General features: G+C 60.1%; 13 protein-coding genes. 5 read left to right on the forward strand and 8 right to left on the reverse strand.

The annotated features are described in order from the left end of the window. Positions 1-2: 2 nt before the first annotated feature. Together BMZ32_RS04610 and BMZ32_RS04615 are read right to left on the reverse strand one after the other, a co-directional pair. Complete coding sequence (locus BMZ32_RS04610) at positions 3-1,442, reverse strand: cytochrome ubiquinol oxidase subunit I (protein ID WP_090240125.1); 1,440 nt, start codon at positions 1,440-1,442, stop codon at positions 3-5. Positions 1,443-1,670: 228 nt separating this feature from the next. After that, positions 1,671-2,225 (reverse strand): DJ-1 family glyoxalase III, encoded by a 555-nt coding sequence (locus BMZ32_RS04615; protein ID WP_090240127.1) that lies wholly within the window; start codon positions 2,223-2,225, stop codon positions 1,671-1,673. A 186-nt stretch (positions 2,226-2,411) separates the two neighbouring features. Between BMZ32_RS04615 and BMZ32_RS04620 the strand changes: the two genes are divergently transcribed. Both BMZ32_RS04620 and trmA read left to right on the forward strand, forming a co-directional pair. Then, the gene (locus BMZ32_RS04620; RefSeq protein WP_090240129.1) at positions 2,412-3,704 is read left to right on the forward strand and encodes an NCS2 family permease; all 1,293 of its coding nucleotides are present in this window, start codon (positions 2,412-2,414) and stop codon (positions 3,702-3,704) included. Positions 3,705-3,756: 52 nt separating this feature from the next. Continuing rightward, positions 3,757-4,845 (forward strand): tRNA (uridine(54)-C5)-methyltransferase TrmA, encoded by a 1,089-nt coding sequence (gene trmA / locus BMZ32_RS04625; protein WP_090240131.1) that lies wholly within the window; start codon positions 3,757-3,759, stop codon positions 4,843-4,845. Positions 4,846-4,847: 2 nt separating this feature from the next. Here trmA and BMZ32_RS04630 read toward each other — a convergent pair whose 3' ends face one another. Continuing rightward, on the reverse strand, positions 4,848-5,234 hold the full coding sequence (locus BMZ32_RS04630) for a DUF4345 domain-containing protein (protein WP_090240132.1): 387 nt from the start codon (positions 5,232-5,234) through the stop codon (positions 4,848-4,850). A 125-nt stretch (positions 5,235-5,359) separates the two neighbouring features. Between BMZ32_RS04630 and BMZ32_RS04635 the strand changes: the two genes are divergently transcribed. Both BMZ32_RS04635 and ypfJ read left to right on the forward strand, forming a co-directional pair. Further along, entirely contained in the window at positions 5,360-5,794 is a 435-nt protein-coding gene (locus BMZ32_RS04635; RefSeq protein WP_090240134.1) for a DUF411 domain-containing protein, read from the forward strand. A gap of 65 nt (positions 5,795-5,859) precedes the next feature. After that, entirely contained in the window at positions 5,860-6,729 is an 870-nt protein-coding gene (ypfJ, locus tag BMZ32_RS04640) for a KPN_02809 family neutral zinc metallopeptidase (RefSeq protein WP_090240136.1), read from the forward strand. An 83-nt stretch (positions 6,730-6,812) separates the two neighbouring features. Here the strand turns inward: ypfJ and BMZ32_RS04645 are convergent, their stop codons facing one another. Continuing rightward, positions 6,813-7,700 (reverse strand): PA4780 family RIO1-like protein kinase, encoded by an 888-nt coding sequence (locus BMZ32_RS04645; RefSeq protein WP_090240137.1) that lies wholly within the window; start codon positions 7,698-7,700, stop codon positions 6,813-6,815. Positions 7,701-8,014: 314 nt separating this feature from the next. Here BMZ32_RS04645 and ada point away from each other — a divergent pair, with 314 nt between their 5' ends. Then, entirely contained in the window at positions 8,015-9,043 is a 1,029-nt protein-coding gene (gene ada, locus BMZ32_RS04650; RefSeq protein ID WP_090240139.1) for a bifunctional DNA-binding transcriptional regulator/O6-methylguanine-DNA methyltransferase Ada, read from the forward strand. 270 nt (positions 9,044-9,313) lie between these two features. Here ada and speA read toward each other — a convergent pair whose 3' ends face one another. From speA to BMZ32_RS04670, 4 genes are all read right to left on the reverse strand, one after another. After that, complete coding sequence (gene speA / locus BMZ32_RS04655) at positions 9,314-11,227, reverse strand: arginine decarboxylase (protein ID WP_090240140.1); 1,914 nt, start codon at positions 11,225-11,227, stop codon at positions 9,314-9,316. Between the two features lie 124 nt (positions 11,228-11,351). Beyond that, positions 11,352-11,723, reverse strand: coding sequence for a translation initiation factor Sui1 (locus tag BMZ32_RS04660; RefSeq protein WP_090240142.1), 372 nt, complete (start codon positions 11,721-11,723; stop codon positions 11,352-11,354). A 329-nt stretch (positions 11,724-12,052) separates the two neighbouring features. Next, the gene (locus BMZ32_RS04665; protein WP_090240143.1) at positions 12,053-12,589 is read right to left on the reverse strand and encodes an NUDIX hydrolase; all 537 of its coding nucleotides are present in this window, start codon (positions 12,587-12,589) and stop codon (positions 12,053-12,055) included. Positions 12,590-12,592: 3 nt separating this feature from the next. Next, complete coding sequence (locus BMZ32_RS04670; RefSeq protein WP_090240145.1) at positions 12,593-13,666, reverse strand: DUF2333 family protein; 1,074 nt, start codon at positions 13,664-13,666, stop codon at positions 12,593-12,595. Between the last annotated feature and the right edge of the window lie 302 nt (positions 13,667-13,968).

Consider the following 13,968-nt stretch of genomic DNA (forward strand, 5'->3'; position numbering starts at 1 on the left):
GTTCAACTCCTCCCTGCCGGCAGGTCAGTGTCGCCGTCGTCAAAATCTTCCTCGGCCGCCGAGAAAGGCCGCGACGGTGTGCGTTTCTGGCCAGGTCCGCCCACGGCGACTTCGCGACCTTCGTCGGTGATCGGCCCTTTGCGCACCAGACGCAGCATGTAGCCAATGCCCGCACCAAACAGAGCAAAGTACACCACTACGAACAGCCCTAAGGTCAGGCTCATTTGCGCAAAGCTGTGCCCGGATGAAGCATCGGCAGTGCGCATCAAGCCATAGACAACCCAAGGCTGACGGCCGATTTCAGTGGTGTACCAGCCTGCAAGAAGGGCAATGATGCCCGATGGCCCCATCCACACCGCCAAGTGCAGAAACGGCCGTGCCTGGAACAGCTTGCCGCGCGCGCGTAGCCACAAAGCCCAGAGCCCGGTGAGAATCATCAGCATGCCGATGCCAACCATGACCCGGAATGTCCAGAACACCACGGTCGAGTTAGGCCGATCTTCCTTGGCAAACTCCTTGAGCGCCGGTACCTGCTTATCCAGACTGTGAGTCAGGATCAAGCTGCCCAGCGCGGGGATCTCAATCTTGAAGCGGGTTTCCTCGCGCTCCATATCTGGCCAGCCAAACAGAATCAGCGGCGTTGGCTCGTCACCCTGATTTTCCCAGTGGCCTTCGATTGCGGCGATTTTCGCCGGCTGATACTTGAGCGTGTTGAGCCCGTGAAAGTCGCCGATCACCGCCTGAATAGGCGCCACAATCAATGCCATCCACATGGCCATCGAGAGCATCTTGCGAATTGCCGGATTGTCGCGGCCGCGCAGCAAGTGCCAGGCCGCCGAGGCACCGACAAAGAACGCTGTGGAGAGGAACGCTGCCGTCGCCGTATGCGCTAGTCGGTAGGGGAACGAGGGGTTAAACACCACCGCGAACCAGTCCAGCGGGATTACCCTTCCGTCGATAATCTCGAAGCCCTGCGGGGTGTGCATCCAGCTGTTGGAGGCGAGAATCCAGAAGGTCGAAATCAGCGTGCCGACCGCCACCATTACCGTGGAAAAGAAGTGCAACCCGGGGCCGACGCGGTTCCAGCCAAACAGCATGACGCCAAGGAAGCCCGCCTCAAGGAAGAATGCCGTGAGCACTTCATAGGTCAGCAGCGGCCCGGTGATCGCACCGGCAAAGTCAGAGAACGCACTCCAGTTGGTGCCGAACTGATAGGCCATGACAAGGCCAGAGACCACACCCATGCCGAAGTTGACCGCAAATATCTTCGCCCAGAAGTGGTACAGGTCGCGGTATACCTCCTGCCCGGTTTTCAGCCACAGGCCTTCCAATACGGCTAGATAACTGGCCAGGCCGATAGTGATGGCCGGAAAAATGATGTGGAAGGAGATAGTGAAACCGAACTGGATACGGGCGAGGTCGAGTGCCTCTAATCCGAACATGGTGCTTCCTCAGTCAGGTAAAACAGCCTGCTGCCCAGCGGATACACCGTGGGCAATCATCGGACAGAGCGCCCTACGCCGACAGTAGCTCGGCCACATGACGAATCCGACGGCCTTGATCCAGGTCAAGGCCTTACTAAAGAGTATCCCCCGCGCATGCAAGCTCCGCTGTGGTTGATTGTCGCGTGGCAGCCTGCCACAAGGATTGCAGTGCGTCGCATGCGGCGTTTAGCGCACCAACATGGCCTCGGCCACTTGCTGGCGCCGCGCCTTGCCGCACAGCTGCTCAACCAGCGTCAGGGCGAACTCCAGCGCAGTACTAGGGCCTTGGCTGGTGATGCAGTTGCCATCGACCACTACCGATTGATCGACAAACACGCAGCCGCTCAAGTGATCGCTGAAGGCCGGGTAGCAGGTCATGCGCCGTTGCTTGAGCACACCGTACTGCTGCAACGCCAAGGCAGGCGCGGCACAGATACCCGCAAACAACTTGCCAGCCTTGGCCTGCTCACGCACCCGTTCGGCCAGCGGCTCATGCTCGGCCAGATGCTGCGCACCCGGCATGCCGCCGGGCAGCACGATCAGGTCGAAGGGCTGGGCCAGCACATCAACCAACATAACGTCGGCGGTCAAGCGGGTACCACGAGCGCAGGTGATCATCCGTCGGCTTTCAATGCTCGCCACAATCACCTCGACCTCGGCACGCCGCAACACATCGATCAGGGTCACGCACTCAAGGTCTTCGACACCGTCAGCGACGCTAATCAGGGCTCGCGCAGTCATCCCGTTCTCCTTATTAATGCCGTGCGTAAACTGCCTGACCGGTCATAAATTCACCGCACCCAGACGAGCTGATATGATGCGCGCCTTTTTCCAGATCACCAGCAAAAACATGCACAGACTCGTGGATGTGCTTTGCTTTCGGTTTGCATAAACACGGCGCACACAGCCGTAATTGGGGAGTTCCACATGCTGGAAAGACTGTTCCAACTTAAGGCCCACAACACCACGGTGCGCACCGAGATGCTGGCGGGGCTGACCACCTTCCTGACGATGGCCTACATCCTCTTCGTCAACCCCAACATCCTTGCCGAAACCGGCATGGATAAAGGCGCTGTGTTCGTTGCCACATGCCTGGCTGCGGCCATCGGCTCGGCCATCATGGGCCTGGTTGCCAACTATCCGATCGCGCTGGCGCCGGGCATGGGCCTCAATGCCTTTTTTACCTACACCGTGGTGCTGACCATGGGCCACACCTGGCAAGTGGCACTGGGCGCGGTCTTCCTTTCAGGGATGATCTTCTTCCTGCTGTCGATCTTCAAAATTCGCGAGTGGATCATCAACAGCATTCCGATGGAGTTACGCGCTGGTATTGCCGCTGGTATTGGCTTGTTCCTGGCGATCATCGCGCTGAAAAATGCCGGCATCGTGGTGGATAACCCAGCGACTCTAGTCGGCTTGGGCGACCTCAGCCAAGGCGGCGCGCTACTGGCTTGTCTGGGCTTCTTCGTGATTGCCGCATTGGCTTACCGCCGCGTCACCGGTGCCGTGATGATCGGTATTTTGCTGGTCACCGGCCTGTCGATTTTGCTCGGCCTGTCGCAGCTCGACGCCGTGGTCTCGATGCCACCGTCTCTGATGCCGACGCTGCTGCAGCTGGACATCATGGGCGCGCTGGATATCGGCTTGCTCAGCGTGATTTTCGCCTTCCTCTTCGTTGACCTGTTCGACACCTCTGGCACCCTGATCGGCGTCGCGCAGAAAGCCAAGCTGCTCGACAAAGACGGCAAAATGCCCAAGCTCGGGCGCGCACTGCTGGCCGACAGCACCGCGACCATGGCAGGCGCCGCACTGGGCACCTCGACCACTACCAGCTATATCGAATCAGCGGCGGGCATCAGTGCCGGCGGACGCACCGGCCTGACGGCTTGCGTGGTTGCCGCGCTGTTTCTGCTGAGCCTGTTCTTCGCGCCGCTAGCAGGCGCCGTACCGGCCTTCGCCACCGCCCCCGCACTGATGTTTGTGGCGGTGCTGATGATGAGCAGCCTGGCGCAGATCGACTGGGATGACCTCACCGTTGCCGCCCCAGTGGTTATCGCTGCCCTGGCTATGCCGCTGACCTTCTCGATTGCCAACGGCATTGCCTTTGGCTTTATCGCCTGGACCGTGATCAAGCTACTGGCTGGCCGCTGGCGCGACCTCAACCCCGCCTTGGTGGTGTTGTCGGCCTTGTTTGTGATCAAGCTGGCGTACTTCGCCTGATGACCTTGCGGGTGGCTTCAAGCCACCCGCACCCTTTTGAAAAGAGCCCCGCATGAGCCGTTCCCAGTTCGATCCCGCCAACTACGCCGCCCAGCTTGCTGAAAAGCAGCAGCGCCTGATCGAGCTGCTGGCGCCTTTTAATGCCCCCGCACCCGAGGTATTCGAGTCAGCACGCGAGCACTATCGCTTGCGCGCTGAGTTTCGCCTGTGGCGCGAGGGCGATGACCGTCACTACGCCATGTTCGAAGCCGGCGATAAACACACGCCGATTTTCTTCGAAGACTTCCCCATTGCCAGCGCGCAGATCAACACCCTGATGCCGCGCTTGAAAGCGGCATGGCAAGCCAGCAGCGCGCTGAGCTTTAAGCTGTTCCAGGTCGAATTCCTCACCACCCTGGCCGGCGACGGAATAATTACCCTGTGCTATCACCGTCCGCTGGATGACGCCTGGCAGGTGGCCGCCGAGCAGCTCGCCGCTGAACTGCAGGTGAGCATCATTGGCCGCTCCAAAGGTAAGCGCATTGTCATCGGCAAGGATTATGTTGAGGAGAAGCTCAGCGTCGCCGGCCGCACCTTCAGCTATCGTCAACCAGAAGGCGCCTTCACCCAGCCCAACGGTGAAGTGAACCAGAAGATGCTGAATTGGGCCTTTGAAGCGCTCGGTGAACGCCAGGACGACTTGCTCGAGCTGTACTGCGGCAACGGCAACTTCACCCTGCCGCTGGCCACGCGCGTACGCAAAGTGCTGGCCACCGAGATCAGCAAATCCTCGGTAAATGCCGCCCTGGCCAATCTGGCGGATAACGGCATAGACAACATCACCCTGGTGCGTCTGTCCGCCGAAGAGCTGACCGAAGCGCTGAATGAAGTGCGCCCGTTCCGCCGCCTGGCCGGTATCGACCTGAAAAGCTATGACTTTGGCTGCGTCTTCGTCGACCCGCCGCGCGCCGGCATGGACCCGGACACCTGCGAGCTGACCCGCCGCTTTGAGCGCATTCTGTATATCTCCTGCAACCCGGAGACCCTGGCCGCTAACATCGCGCAACTCAGCGACACCCACAAAGTGACGCGCTGCGCGCTGTTCGACCAGTTCCCCTACACCCACCACATGGAGTCAGGTGTGCTGCTGGAGCGCCGCTAGTTTTACTGGCGCGGCAACCCGCGCAGCGCCCAGAAGCACAACCCCACAGACACCACTTCCAGCAGCAGCGCGTAGAAGTTGAAGGTCTGCTGCGCGCCGCCATCCAGCCACAGGCCGCCGATACGCGCCAACGCCAACGAGCTGTACAGCAGCACCAGCAGGGTCAAGGCGGCGCGGGTCAGGTCTAGGCGGCTGAGTGACAGCCCAATAAACGCCGCCAGGCCGATCTGCAATCCGCCGTAAAACGCGCGCATGTCGGTCGCCGCCGCGGGCGACATCAGCAGCATGCCGCTGAGGTTGGCCATTTCATGGGGGTTGATGAAATAAGCCAAACCCAGGCCAGCCAACGCCAGCAATTGAATCAGCAGAATTACGCGTGCAAATAGCATGAACAGCATCCTTAGCCCGGGGATCGGCTTTGCAGCATAAGCGGACTTCGTGCGTTTCGGAAATCCACTGTGGTTGCTCTGCAGATTGGGCGGTAAGCTTCCAGCATCACTCTAGGAGCCCACTTATGCGCCCGCTTATTCTTCTCGCCGGCCTACTCAGCAGCCTGAGCGTTGCTGCCGAACCGCTGACCATTGACGTCCATCGCGACCCCAATTGCGGCTGCTGCAAAGCCTGGATCAGCCACTTGCAAGACAACGGCTTTACCGTCAACGACCATGTTGAGAACGACATGAGCGCGGTTAAACAGCGCCTGGGCGTGCCGCCCCGCCTCGCGTCCTGTCATACCGGGGTGATCAGTGGCCAGTTTATCGAAGGTCATGTGCCGGCTGCCGATATTCTCAAATTGCGCCAACGCCCCGACCTCCTTGGCGCGGCAGTACCGGGCATGCCCACCGGCTCGCCAGGCATGGAGTACGGCAACGTACGTGACGCCTATCAGGTCATCGGCCTGGATAAACAGGGCGCCGAGCAGATAATCAATGAATATCCGGCCAACTGAGCCACGGATAACTGGCCTACGGCGAGCCAGCACACACGCCCGCCACTTATTACAGGACGACAACCATGCGCTGGAAACGCGGAAGACGCAGTGACAACGTGGTGGATGCGCGTGGCAGCAGCTCACGAATGGGCGGCGGCAAAGGGCTGACCTTGGGCGGCGTGGCCATTGTGGTCGTCATCGGCCTGCTCAGCGGCCAGGACCCCTTGCAGATCCTCGGCCAACTGGCCGGACAAGCCATGCAGGGCGGCTCCGTGGGCGCACCACAAAGCGCTGCGCCCGCTAGCAATGATCAACAGGCAGAGTTCGTTCGTGCCGTACTCGGCGACACCGAAGACACTTGGCGGGATATCTTCCAGGGCGCCAATCGACAGTACCGCGATCCAACCCTGGTGCTGTTTCGCGATGGAGTCAACTCCGCCTGCGGCTTCGCCGACTCGGCAGTCGGGCCGTTCTACTGCCCGGGTGATCAGCGGGTGTATATCGACCTGGCGTTTTTCCGCGAGCTGGATCAGCGCTTTGGCGCCGCGGGGGATTTTGCCCAAGCCTATGTGATTGCCCACGAAGTCGGCCATCACGTACAGACGTTGCTCGGCGTATCGGCCAAGGTCAACGCCGCCCGCCAGCGTGGCGAGCGAGTCGAAGGTGCCAGCGGCTTACTGGTGCGTCAGGAGCTGCAAGCCGATTGCCTGGCAGGCGTGTGGGCCTATCACGGCCAGCGCCGCAATGACTGGTTGGAACCGGGCGATATCGAAGAAGCGTTGAACGCTGCCAACGCCATCGGTGATGACCGCTTGCAGAAGCAGGCCCGTGGCCAGGTGGTGCCGGACTCCTTCACCCATGGCACCTCCGAGCAGCGCGTGCGTTGGTTTAAAACCGGCTTCGACGGCGGTGATATCGGCCGTTGCGATACCTTCAAGGCTGCCCGTCTCTAGGCACTGCCCCACAATAGAACGGCCATAAAAAATGCCGTTACTGCTTAAGTGAACGGCATTTTTATATCTAGCAGCGCTTGCGCTTACTGCGCCCAGGGGGGCGGGGGCTCTTCACCTTTGGGTGCGTCTTCGGCGTTAAGCAATGCCTGACGGCGCTCTTCGTCGGCCAGTGCGGCCTTGATTTCGCGCATCACCGCGTCGATGTCGGCGTCTTCTTCGGGGTCATCAAACTCGCCGGTCAACGGACTTTCTGGGGTCAGTTCTCCCGCCTCAAAAAGTGCCCACATTTCCTTGGCGTACTTGGTATAGCGCAGTTCCGGGGCAAACTGACCGAAGTACTCGGACATGTTGTGCACGTCGCGCTCAAGCATCTTGAAGGCATGGTTATTACCGGCTGCATCCACCGCTTGCGGCAAATCGATAATCACCGGACCTTCGGGACCGAGCAGCACGTTAAATTCAGAAAGGTCGCCATGCACCAAGCCGGCGCAAAGCATCTTCACCACTTCCTGAATCATAAAGGCATGAAACTCGCGGGCATCATCAGGGTGCAGGTCGACATCGTTGAGGCGTGGCGCAACATCACCCTCACCATCGTTGACCAACTCCATCAGCAGCACGCCCTCAAGGAAGTCATACGGCTTGGGTACCCGCACGCCAGCGTTAGCCAGGCGGAACAAGGCCGCGACCTCAGCGTTCTGCCAGGCGTCCTCCTGGCCCTTGCGGCCGTACTTCGAGCCCTTGGCCATGGCCCGCGCGTCACGGCTGTTACGCACCTTACGGCCTTCCTGGTACTCGGCGGCCTGGCGAAAACTGCGCTTATTGGCTTCCTTGTAGACCTTGGCGCAGCGCAGCTCATCGCCACAGCGCACCACATACACTGCGGCTTCTTTACCGCTCATCAGTGGGCGAACCACTTCATCGACCAGCCCGGCCTCAACCAGAGGCTCAATACGTTTTGGCGTCTTCATCAGCTTTAATCAGGGGTCCTGTGTTGCCCAAGTCGGCTATGCCGCCCGTTATACGTCAATCCGCGCCAAGCGCCCACCCTCATCAGCGCAGTGCGGCTCAACGGCGTACGAAATATTGCTGCAAAGTCTCCCTAAAAACATAACGTTGATAGCCCACGTATCGCCGTACTGAAAGCCTGCTAGGGGTTATATATGCCGCCGCAAACCCGCGCAGGACCAGACCATTGAGTTCAGCGCGGCTTTGAAAGTCAGAAGTGGATTGGCAAACGGACAGACGCCGTCGACAATCCGCTCATACTCAAGGAGACCCGCCCATGCTCGACAGCGCCTTCTGCTGGCAGGCCATCTGTGCACGCGATGCCGAACAGGACGGGCAGTTTGTGTTCGCCGTGCGCAGCACCGGCATCTACTGCCGGCCCAGTTGTCCGGCGCGACGCCCCAAGCGGGACAACGTCAGCTTCCATGCGGATGCCGCCGCAGCTACTGCAGCCGGTTTCCGCCCCTGCAAACGCTGCGCGCCGCACGGGCAGAGCCCGGCCGAACATATGGATGCCCTGGTTGTGGCGGCCTGTGAGCGGCTCAATACCACTGAACAGCCGCTCAGCCTCACCCAATTGGCCGAGCACATCGGCCTATCTGCCTCGCACCTGGCGCGCGCATTTAAGGCGCGTACCGGGCTGACACCGAAAACCTGGAGCGACGCACAACGCCGCGCTCGACTGGAGCAGCAGCTACCTATGGCCGCTAGCGTGCTGGAAGCCGCCTTGTACGCGGGTTACTCCGGCACCCGCGCGCTCTATCAGCAGCCTGCAACCCTGACCCCAGCGCAGCGCCGCCAACGTGGCGCAGGTGAACGGCTGCGTTACAGCATCGCGCCCTGCCCGCTCGGCCTTGTATTACTCGCCAGTAGCGACAAAGGCATCTGCGCACTGCTGTTTGGCGATGATCCCATCGCTCTTCTGGCTGAGCTGCAACAGCGCTTTGCCGACGCCGAACTGCAGGTCGATGATCTCGATTTGGCTGACGGGCTGCGCCAAATAGTGGCGCAGCTCAGCGAACCGCAGCGTGCGGCGCAGCTGCCGTTGGATATTCGCGGCACGGCTTATCAGCAGCAGGTATGGCACGCCTTGCAGCAGATTCCTGCGGGGCAAACGTGCACCTACGCCGAGCTGGCCGGACAGCTCGACAGCCACCCGCGCGCCGTGGCTCGCGCTTGCGCCAGTAACCCGCTGGGCCTGCTCATACCTTGCCACCGCGTGATTGCTAGCAACGGCAGCCTCAGCGGTTATCGCTGGGGGCTGGAGCGCAAGGCCGCCCTACTCAAGGGTGAAGCGGGATCGTAGCGCCAGGCATTACTGCGCCCTGATTTTCAGGCAAAAAAAGAGCGGCACCACCTCGGTGGGCCACTCCAAATCACGGAGTTGCGAACATCACGCTGCTACGCAAATCGGTAGCAACGTGATGTTGGATTACTTTTCCAGAGTCGCAGTCACACCTGTCATATGCGGCAGCGCACGAGGGCATGAAAAACCCACAGCGCCTAGCACCCTAAACGCAAACGGCCCCGCACTAGACGGGGCCGCTGCAGTTACATCAGCGCTTGCTAGAACCGATCAAGAAGACAGGTAGGAAGAACGGGTCAGCCCCAGACGCAATGCGTCGAGGAACTGGGTGCGCTCACGCGGGCTGATCTTGGCGCTGGCCACCTTGTCACGGTAATGAGTCATCAACTCCTCCGGCGACAGGTGCACGTAGCGCAGCATGTCCTCGATGGTGTCGTGAGTTTCGATACCGGCGTGGTACACGCTGCCGTCCTGATTCTGGTAGATGTTCACCGAATCGGTGTCGCCGAACAGGTTGTGCATATCACCAAGAATTTCCTGATAGGCACCCACCAGGAATATCCCCAACAGGTAGTCCTCACCCTCACGCACTTCGTGCACCGGCAGGCTGGTTTCGATGCTCTGCTCGTCAACGTACTGACGGATCTTGCCGTCAGAGTCGCAAGTCAGGTCCTGCAACACGGCGCGGCGCAGCGGCTCCTCGTCGAGACGGTTGAGCGGCAGAATCGGCAGCACCTGGCCGATGGCCCAGGTGTCGGGCAGGCTCTGGAACACCGAGAAGTTGCAGATGTACTTGTCCGCTAGCTTGTCATTCAGTTCATCCAGCACCTGACGGTGCGAACGCTGACGCGCCTTCAACGAATTGTGCAAACGGCGGCACACGGCGAAGTAGCACTGCTCGGCCAGAGCTTTCTCAGTCAGGCTGAGTTTGCCGTCGGCGTACTGGCTGGCCACATCGCTCATATAGTGCGTGGCGCGCCAGTAGGTTTCGGTGACCATCTCAATATCGGTCGGGCCAAGCAGCTCAACCAGATAACGCACGGTTTCCGGCAGGCTGGTGACGTCTTCGACCTTGGGGATTTCGTCGTTGTGCTTTTCCACGTCAGTAACCTGCACCACCAAAATGGCGTGGTGCGCGGTCAACGAGCGGCCGCTTTCCGAGAAAATGTGCGGGTGCGGCAGCTCCTGCGCGTCGCAGAACTCTTTGAGCATGCCGACCACGACACCGGCGTAGTCATCCATGTCGTAGTTGATCGAGCTGGCGTTACGCGAGTGGGTGCCGTCGTAATCCACGCCCAGGCCGCCGCCAACGTCGATATGGTCGACCGGCAGGCCGAGGCCGCGCAGCTCGCCGTAATAGCGGATGGCTTCCTTGAAGCCGTGCTGGTAATCGGCCAAATTGGCGATCTGCGAACCCATATGGAAGTGCAGCAGGCGGATGCCCTGATCCAAGCCCGCCGCGCGGAAACGCTCAACCACCGACAACAGCTGCGCTGCCGACAGACCGAACTTGGATTTCTCGCCGCCGGTATCCGCCCACTTACTCGAAGCCAGTGACGACAGGCGCACGCGCAGGCCGATCTGTGGGGCGACCTTGAGTTCGGCCGCCTCCTCGATCACCAGCTGCACTTCGGATTCTTTCTCGATCACGATAAACACGTTGTGGCCGAGCTTCTGCCCCATCAACGCCAGCTTGATAAATTCACGGTCTTTGTAACCGTTGCAGACGATGGTACCGCCCTTGGGTGCCAGTGCCAGCACCGCCATCAGCTCAGGCTTGGAACCGGCTTCCAGACCAATGGAGACGTTCTGCGTGGCGATGATGTTCTCCACCACCGCTTCCTGCTGGTTGACCTTGATCGGATACAGCGCGGTGTACTGGCTCTGGTATTCCAAGCGCTCGATATTAGCATCGAAGGCACCGGTCAGCTGGCGCACGCGGTCTTGCAGAATATCGGGAAAGCGCACCAACAATGGCAGCGACAGGCCGCTGGAGCGCAGCTCATCGAGCTGCTCATAGAGGTCGATTGGCGTGCTCTGCGGGCCATTCGGGCGTACTTCGACACGGCCTTTTTCATTGATCGCGAAATAACCCGCGCCCCAATGACGAATGCCATAAACGCTGCGGCTGTCCGCAACGGTCCACTGGCTGCCGTCATCTTTGCGTGTGCGTCGTGCAGACATTGAAGTCTCCCTTACTGGCGATAGTGGCCTTGGCATAACCAAGGCGCATACAGATTAAAGTCTGGAAATGACAATAGCTCGGCACTTGACAGTGTAACTGCCGAGCACGTTTGAAAAGACGGGATCAGCCGCCGGACTTCTTGGCCTTGAAGCCACGTTTGATCAGTTCGCCAAGCAGCAGCTCAACGTGATCACCCTGAATCTCGATCACCCCGTCTTTGAGCGAACCGCCGCAGCCGCAACGCTTCTTCAGCGCGGCCACCAGCTCTTTTAGCGGCTCTTCGGCCAGCGGCACACCGCTGATACTGGTCACCGTTTTACCGCCACGGCCCTTGGTTTCGCGGCGCACACGGGCGATGCCATCACCGTCGGGGATCTGGGTTTGTTTGCAGGTGCAGGCGTCCACTGGCTGACTGCAGCCCGGGCAATGCCGGCCGCTGTCGGTGGAATACACCAAGCCGCTGAGGGCGGCTAATGACGAAGCTTTCTTGACCACCGGTTTGTCCTCGAAGGGGTCAGGATAGCGACTGGCTGATAATGATCAACCGCAAGGCCCCACTCTGGCAGGGGCAGCGCACCCAGGCTTACAGCCAAGGTTTGGAGGCGGCGCAGTGTAACGGCAAAAAACACTGCTGCTAAGTGTAAAAATGCGCCATTACTCGGTGGATAGGCGACGCTGTGCAGGATGCCGAACAAACCGTCTACATATCCTGCACAAAGCCTTAAACGGCGTGGGTTTAGCACCACTGGTTAAGGCCGCAGGATGGGTTGAGCCTGCGATACCCACCAATCAGGCGGCATGGGTATCGCTTCACTCAACCCATCCTACGTAATAGCAGCCAGGTAACGCTGCAAGGCGGCCAGTGAATCGGGGCAATAAGGCAAATGCTGAGTCTCCGCCAAGGCCTGCTCGATGGAGATAAATCGCGCCTCCAACACTTCTTCCGGCTGTAACACCAGCGGCGCATCGGACACAGCCGAATACGCCATGCACCAAAGTCGGCTTTCCGGCGAGTCGTAACGAAAATGAGCATGCTCAACTAGCACCGCGTCACCGATACCCAGCTCTTCCGCCAGTTCGCGAGCGGCGGATTCGGCATAGCTTTCATCTGCGAGCACCATACCGCCGGCGGCTACATCCCAGTAACCCGGATACAGCGCCTTACTCAAAGTACGCCGGTGTACGCAGAGCAGGCCGGCACTGTTGAACAGCAGAATATAGGTGCCCCGACCACGCAAGTGTCGCTGGCGTAACTCGCTGCGCAGTACGCTGCCCAGCAACTGATCATCCTCGTCGACCCAGGCGATGCGCTCGCTATCCGAGGCAGCGCGGTGCGCCACCTCGGCTTCAGACCAGGCCACCGATCAGCCCTGCGACAGCAGTTGGCGCAGATCAATCAGGCCTGCATTGGCCCGCGAAATGTAATTAGCCATCACCAACGAGTGATTGGCCAGCAAGCCATAACCGCTGCCATTGAGGATCATCGGACTCCACAAGGGCTCCTGCGCGGCCTCCAGCTCACGGATGATCTGGCGCACACTGACGGTGGCGTTCTTCTTCGCCAGTACATCGGCGAAATCCACCTCAATGGCGCGCAACAGGTGCGCCAGCGCCCACGCTTGGCCACGGGCCTCGTAGAACACGTTATCGATCTGCAACCACGGCGTTTCGTAGTTCACGCCCTCGACAAAGTTCTCCTGCGAGGCACTGTCAGTCTGCGCCGGATCGACTTCATTGGTGTTCAAACGCACCTGGCCAACGCTGGCCGAGAGACGCTGCGACAGCGACCCCAAGCGCGTGGCGGCATCACCCAACCAGTTGTTTAGGTTGTCAGCACGGGTGTAGAACTGCGAACCGGAGCGGCTCGGGTCAGATAAACGGGCCAGGTAGCGGTCCAGCGACTTGATGCCTTCAGCATACTCGGCCTCAGAAGCGGGCAGCGCCCAGCTTTTGTGGTCAAAGTGGAAGCGTGGCTCGGCCTTGGCCAAGTCCGGATCTTCAGTGGACTGCGACTGCGAACGAGTGAAGTCCTTGCGCATCGCCCGCGACATATCGCGCACCTGCACCAGCACACCAAACTCCCAGCTCGGCATATTGTCCAGCCACAGGCCCGGTGGCGCGAGGTCGTTAGACAGGTAACCACCCGGTTTATTCAACAGGGTGCTGGCGACTTGCTTGAGGGTTTCGCCGGTGGTGTAGCCATTCACCAGCTTGTGCCCGCGAGCCTGGGCAGCCGCTTCGGCGCGTTGCTGCACAGAAAATTGTGCAGGCTCCTGGCTCCAGTACCAGCCGACGACCAGCGCCAGCAGCAGAAAGAGCCCGAGCAACCCACCTAGGGTTCGCAGAACCCAGTTAGCGGAGGACTTGGTGGGGGTACTGTCGGCTGAGCCGGTTGCGCCAGCAGACGCAGCGGCAGTTCGATTCTTCCAATCCAGCATGGCATTGTCCTTTTTTACTCAAGTAGCGAGGTCGCATCGGCCACCCCTGCTTTGCTGCAGGACCGGCCGTAAGCTGCTCGTTCGACCACAATCCCCTCGCAGGGTTGCGCGACTGACTTGCACTATAAGTGAAGCGCGGGCGAGTGCGCAGCGTGAACGGCAAACTTAGCAGCGCAAATCCCCCTGTGATATCTGTGAACACATAGACAGAAGGTCGACGTCAAAAGATCGACGGCGCTAGCAAAACCGTTCGTCGGTGGTACGATTACTAGCAATAAGCCATCACCTCCCAGCACAAGCCG

Origin of the sequence: Pseudomonas guineae, from assembly GCF_900113745.1 — a bacterium.
Lineage (GTDB): Bacteria > Pseudomonadota > Gammaproteobacteria > Pseudomonadales > Pseudomonadaceae > Aquipseudomonas > Aquipseudomonas guineae.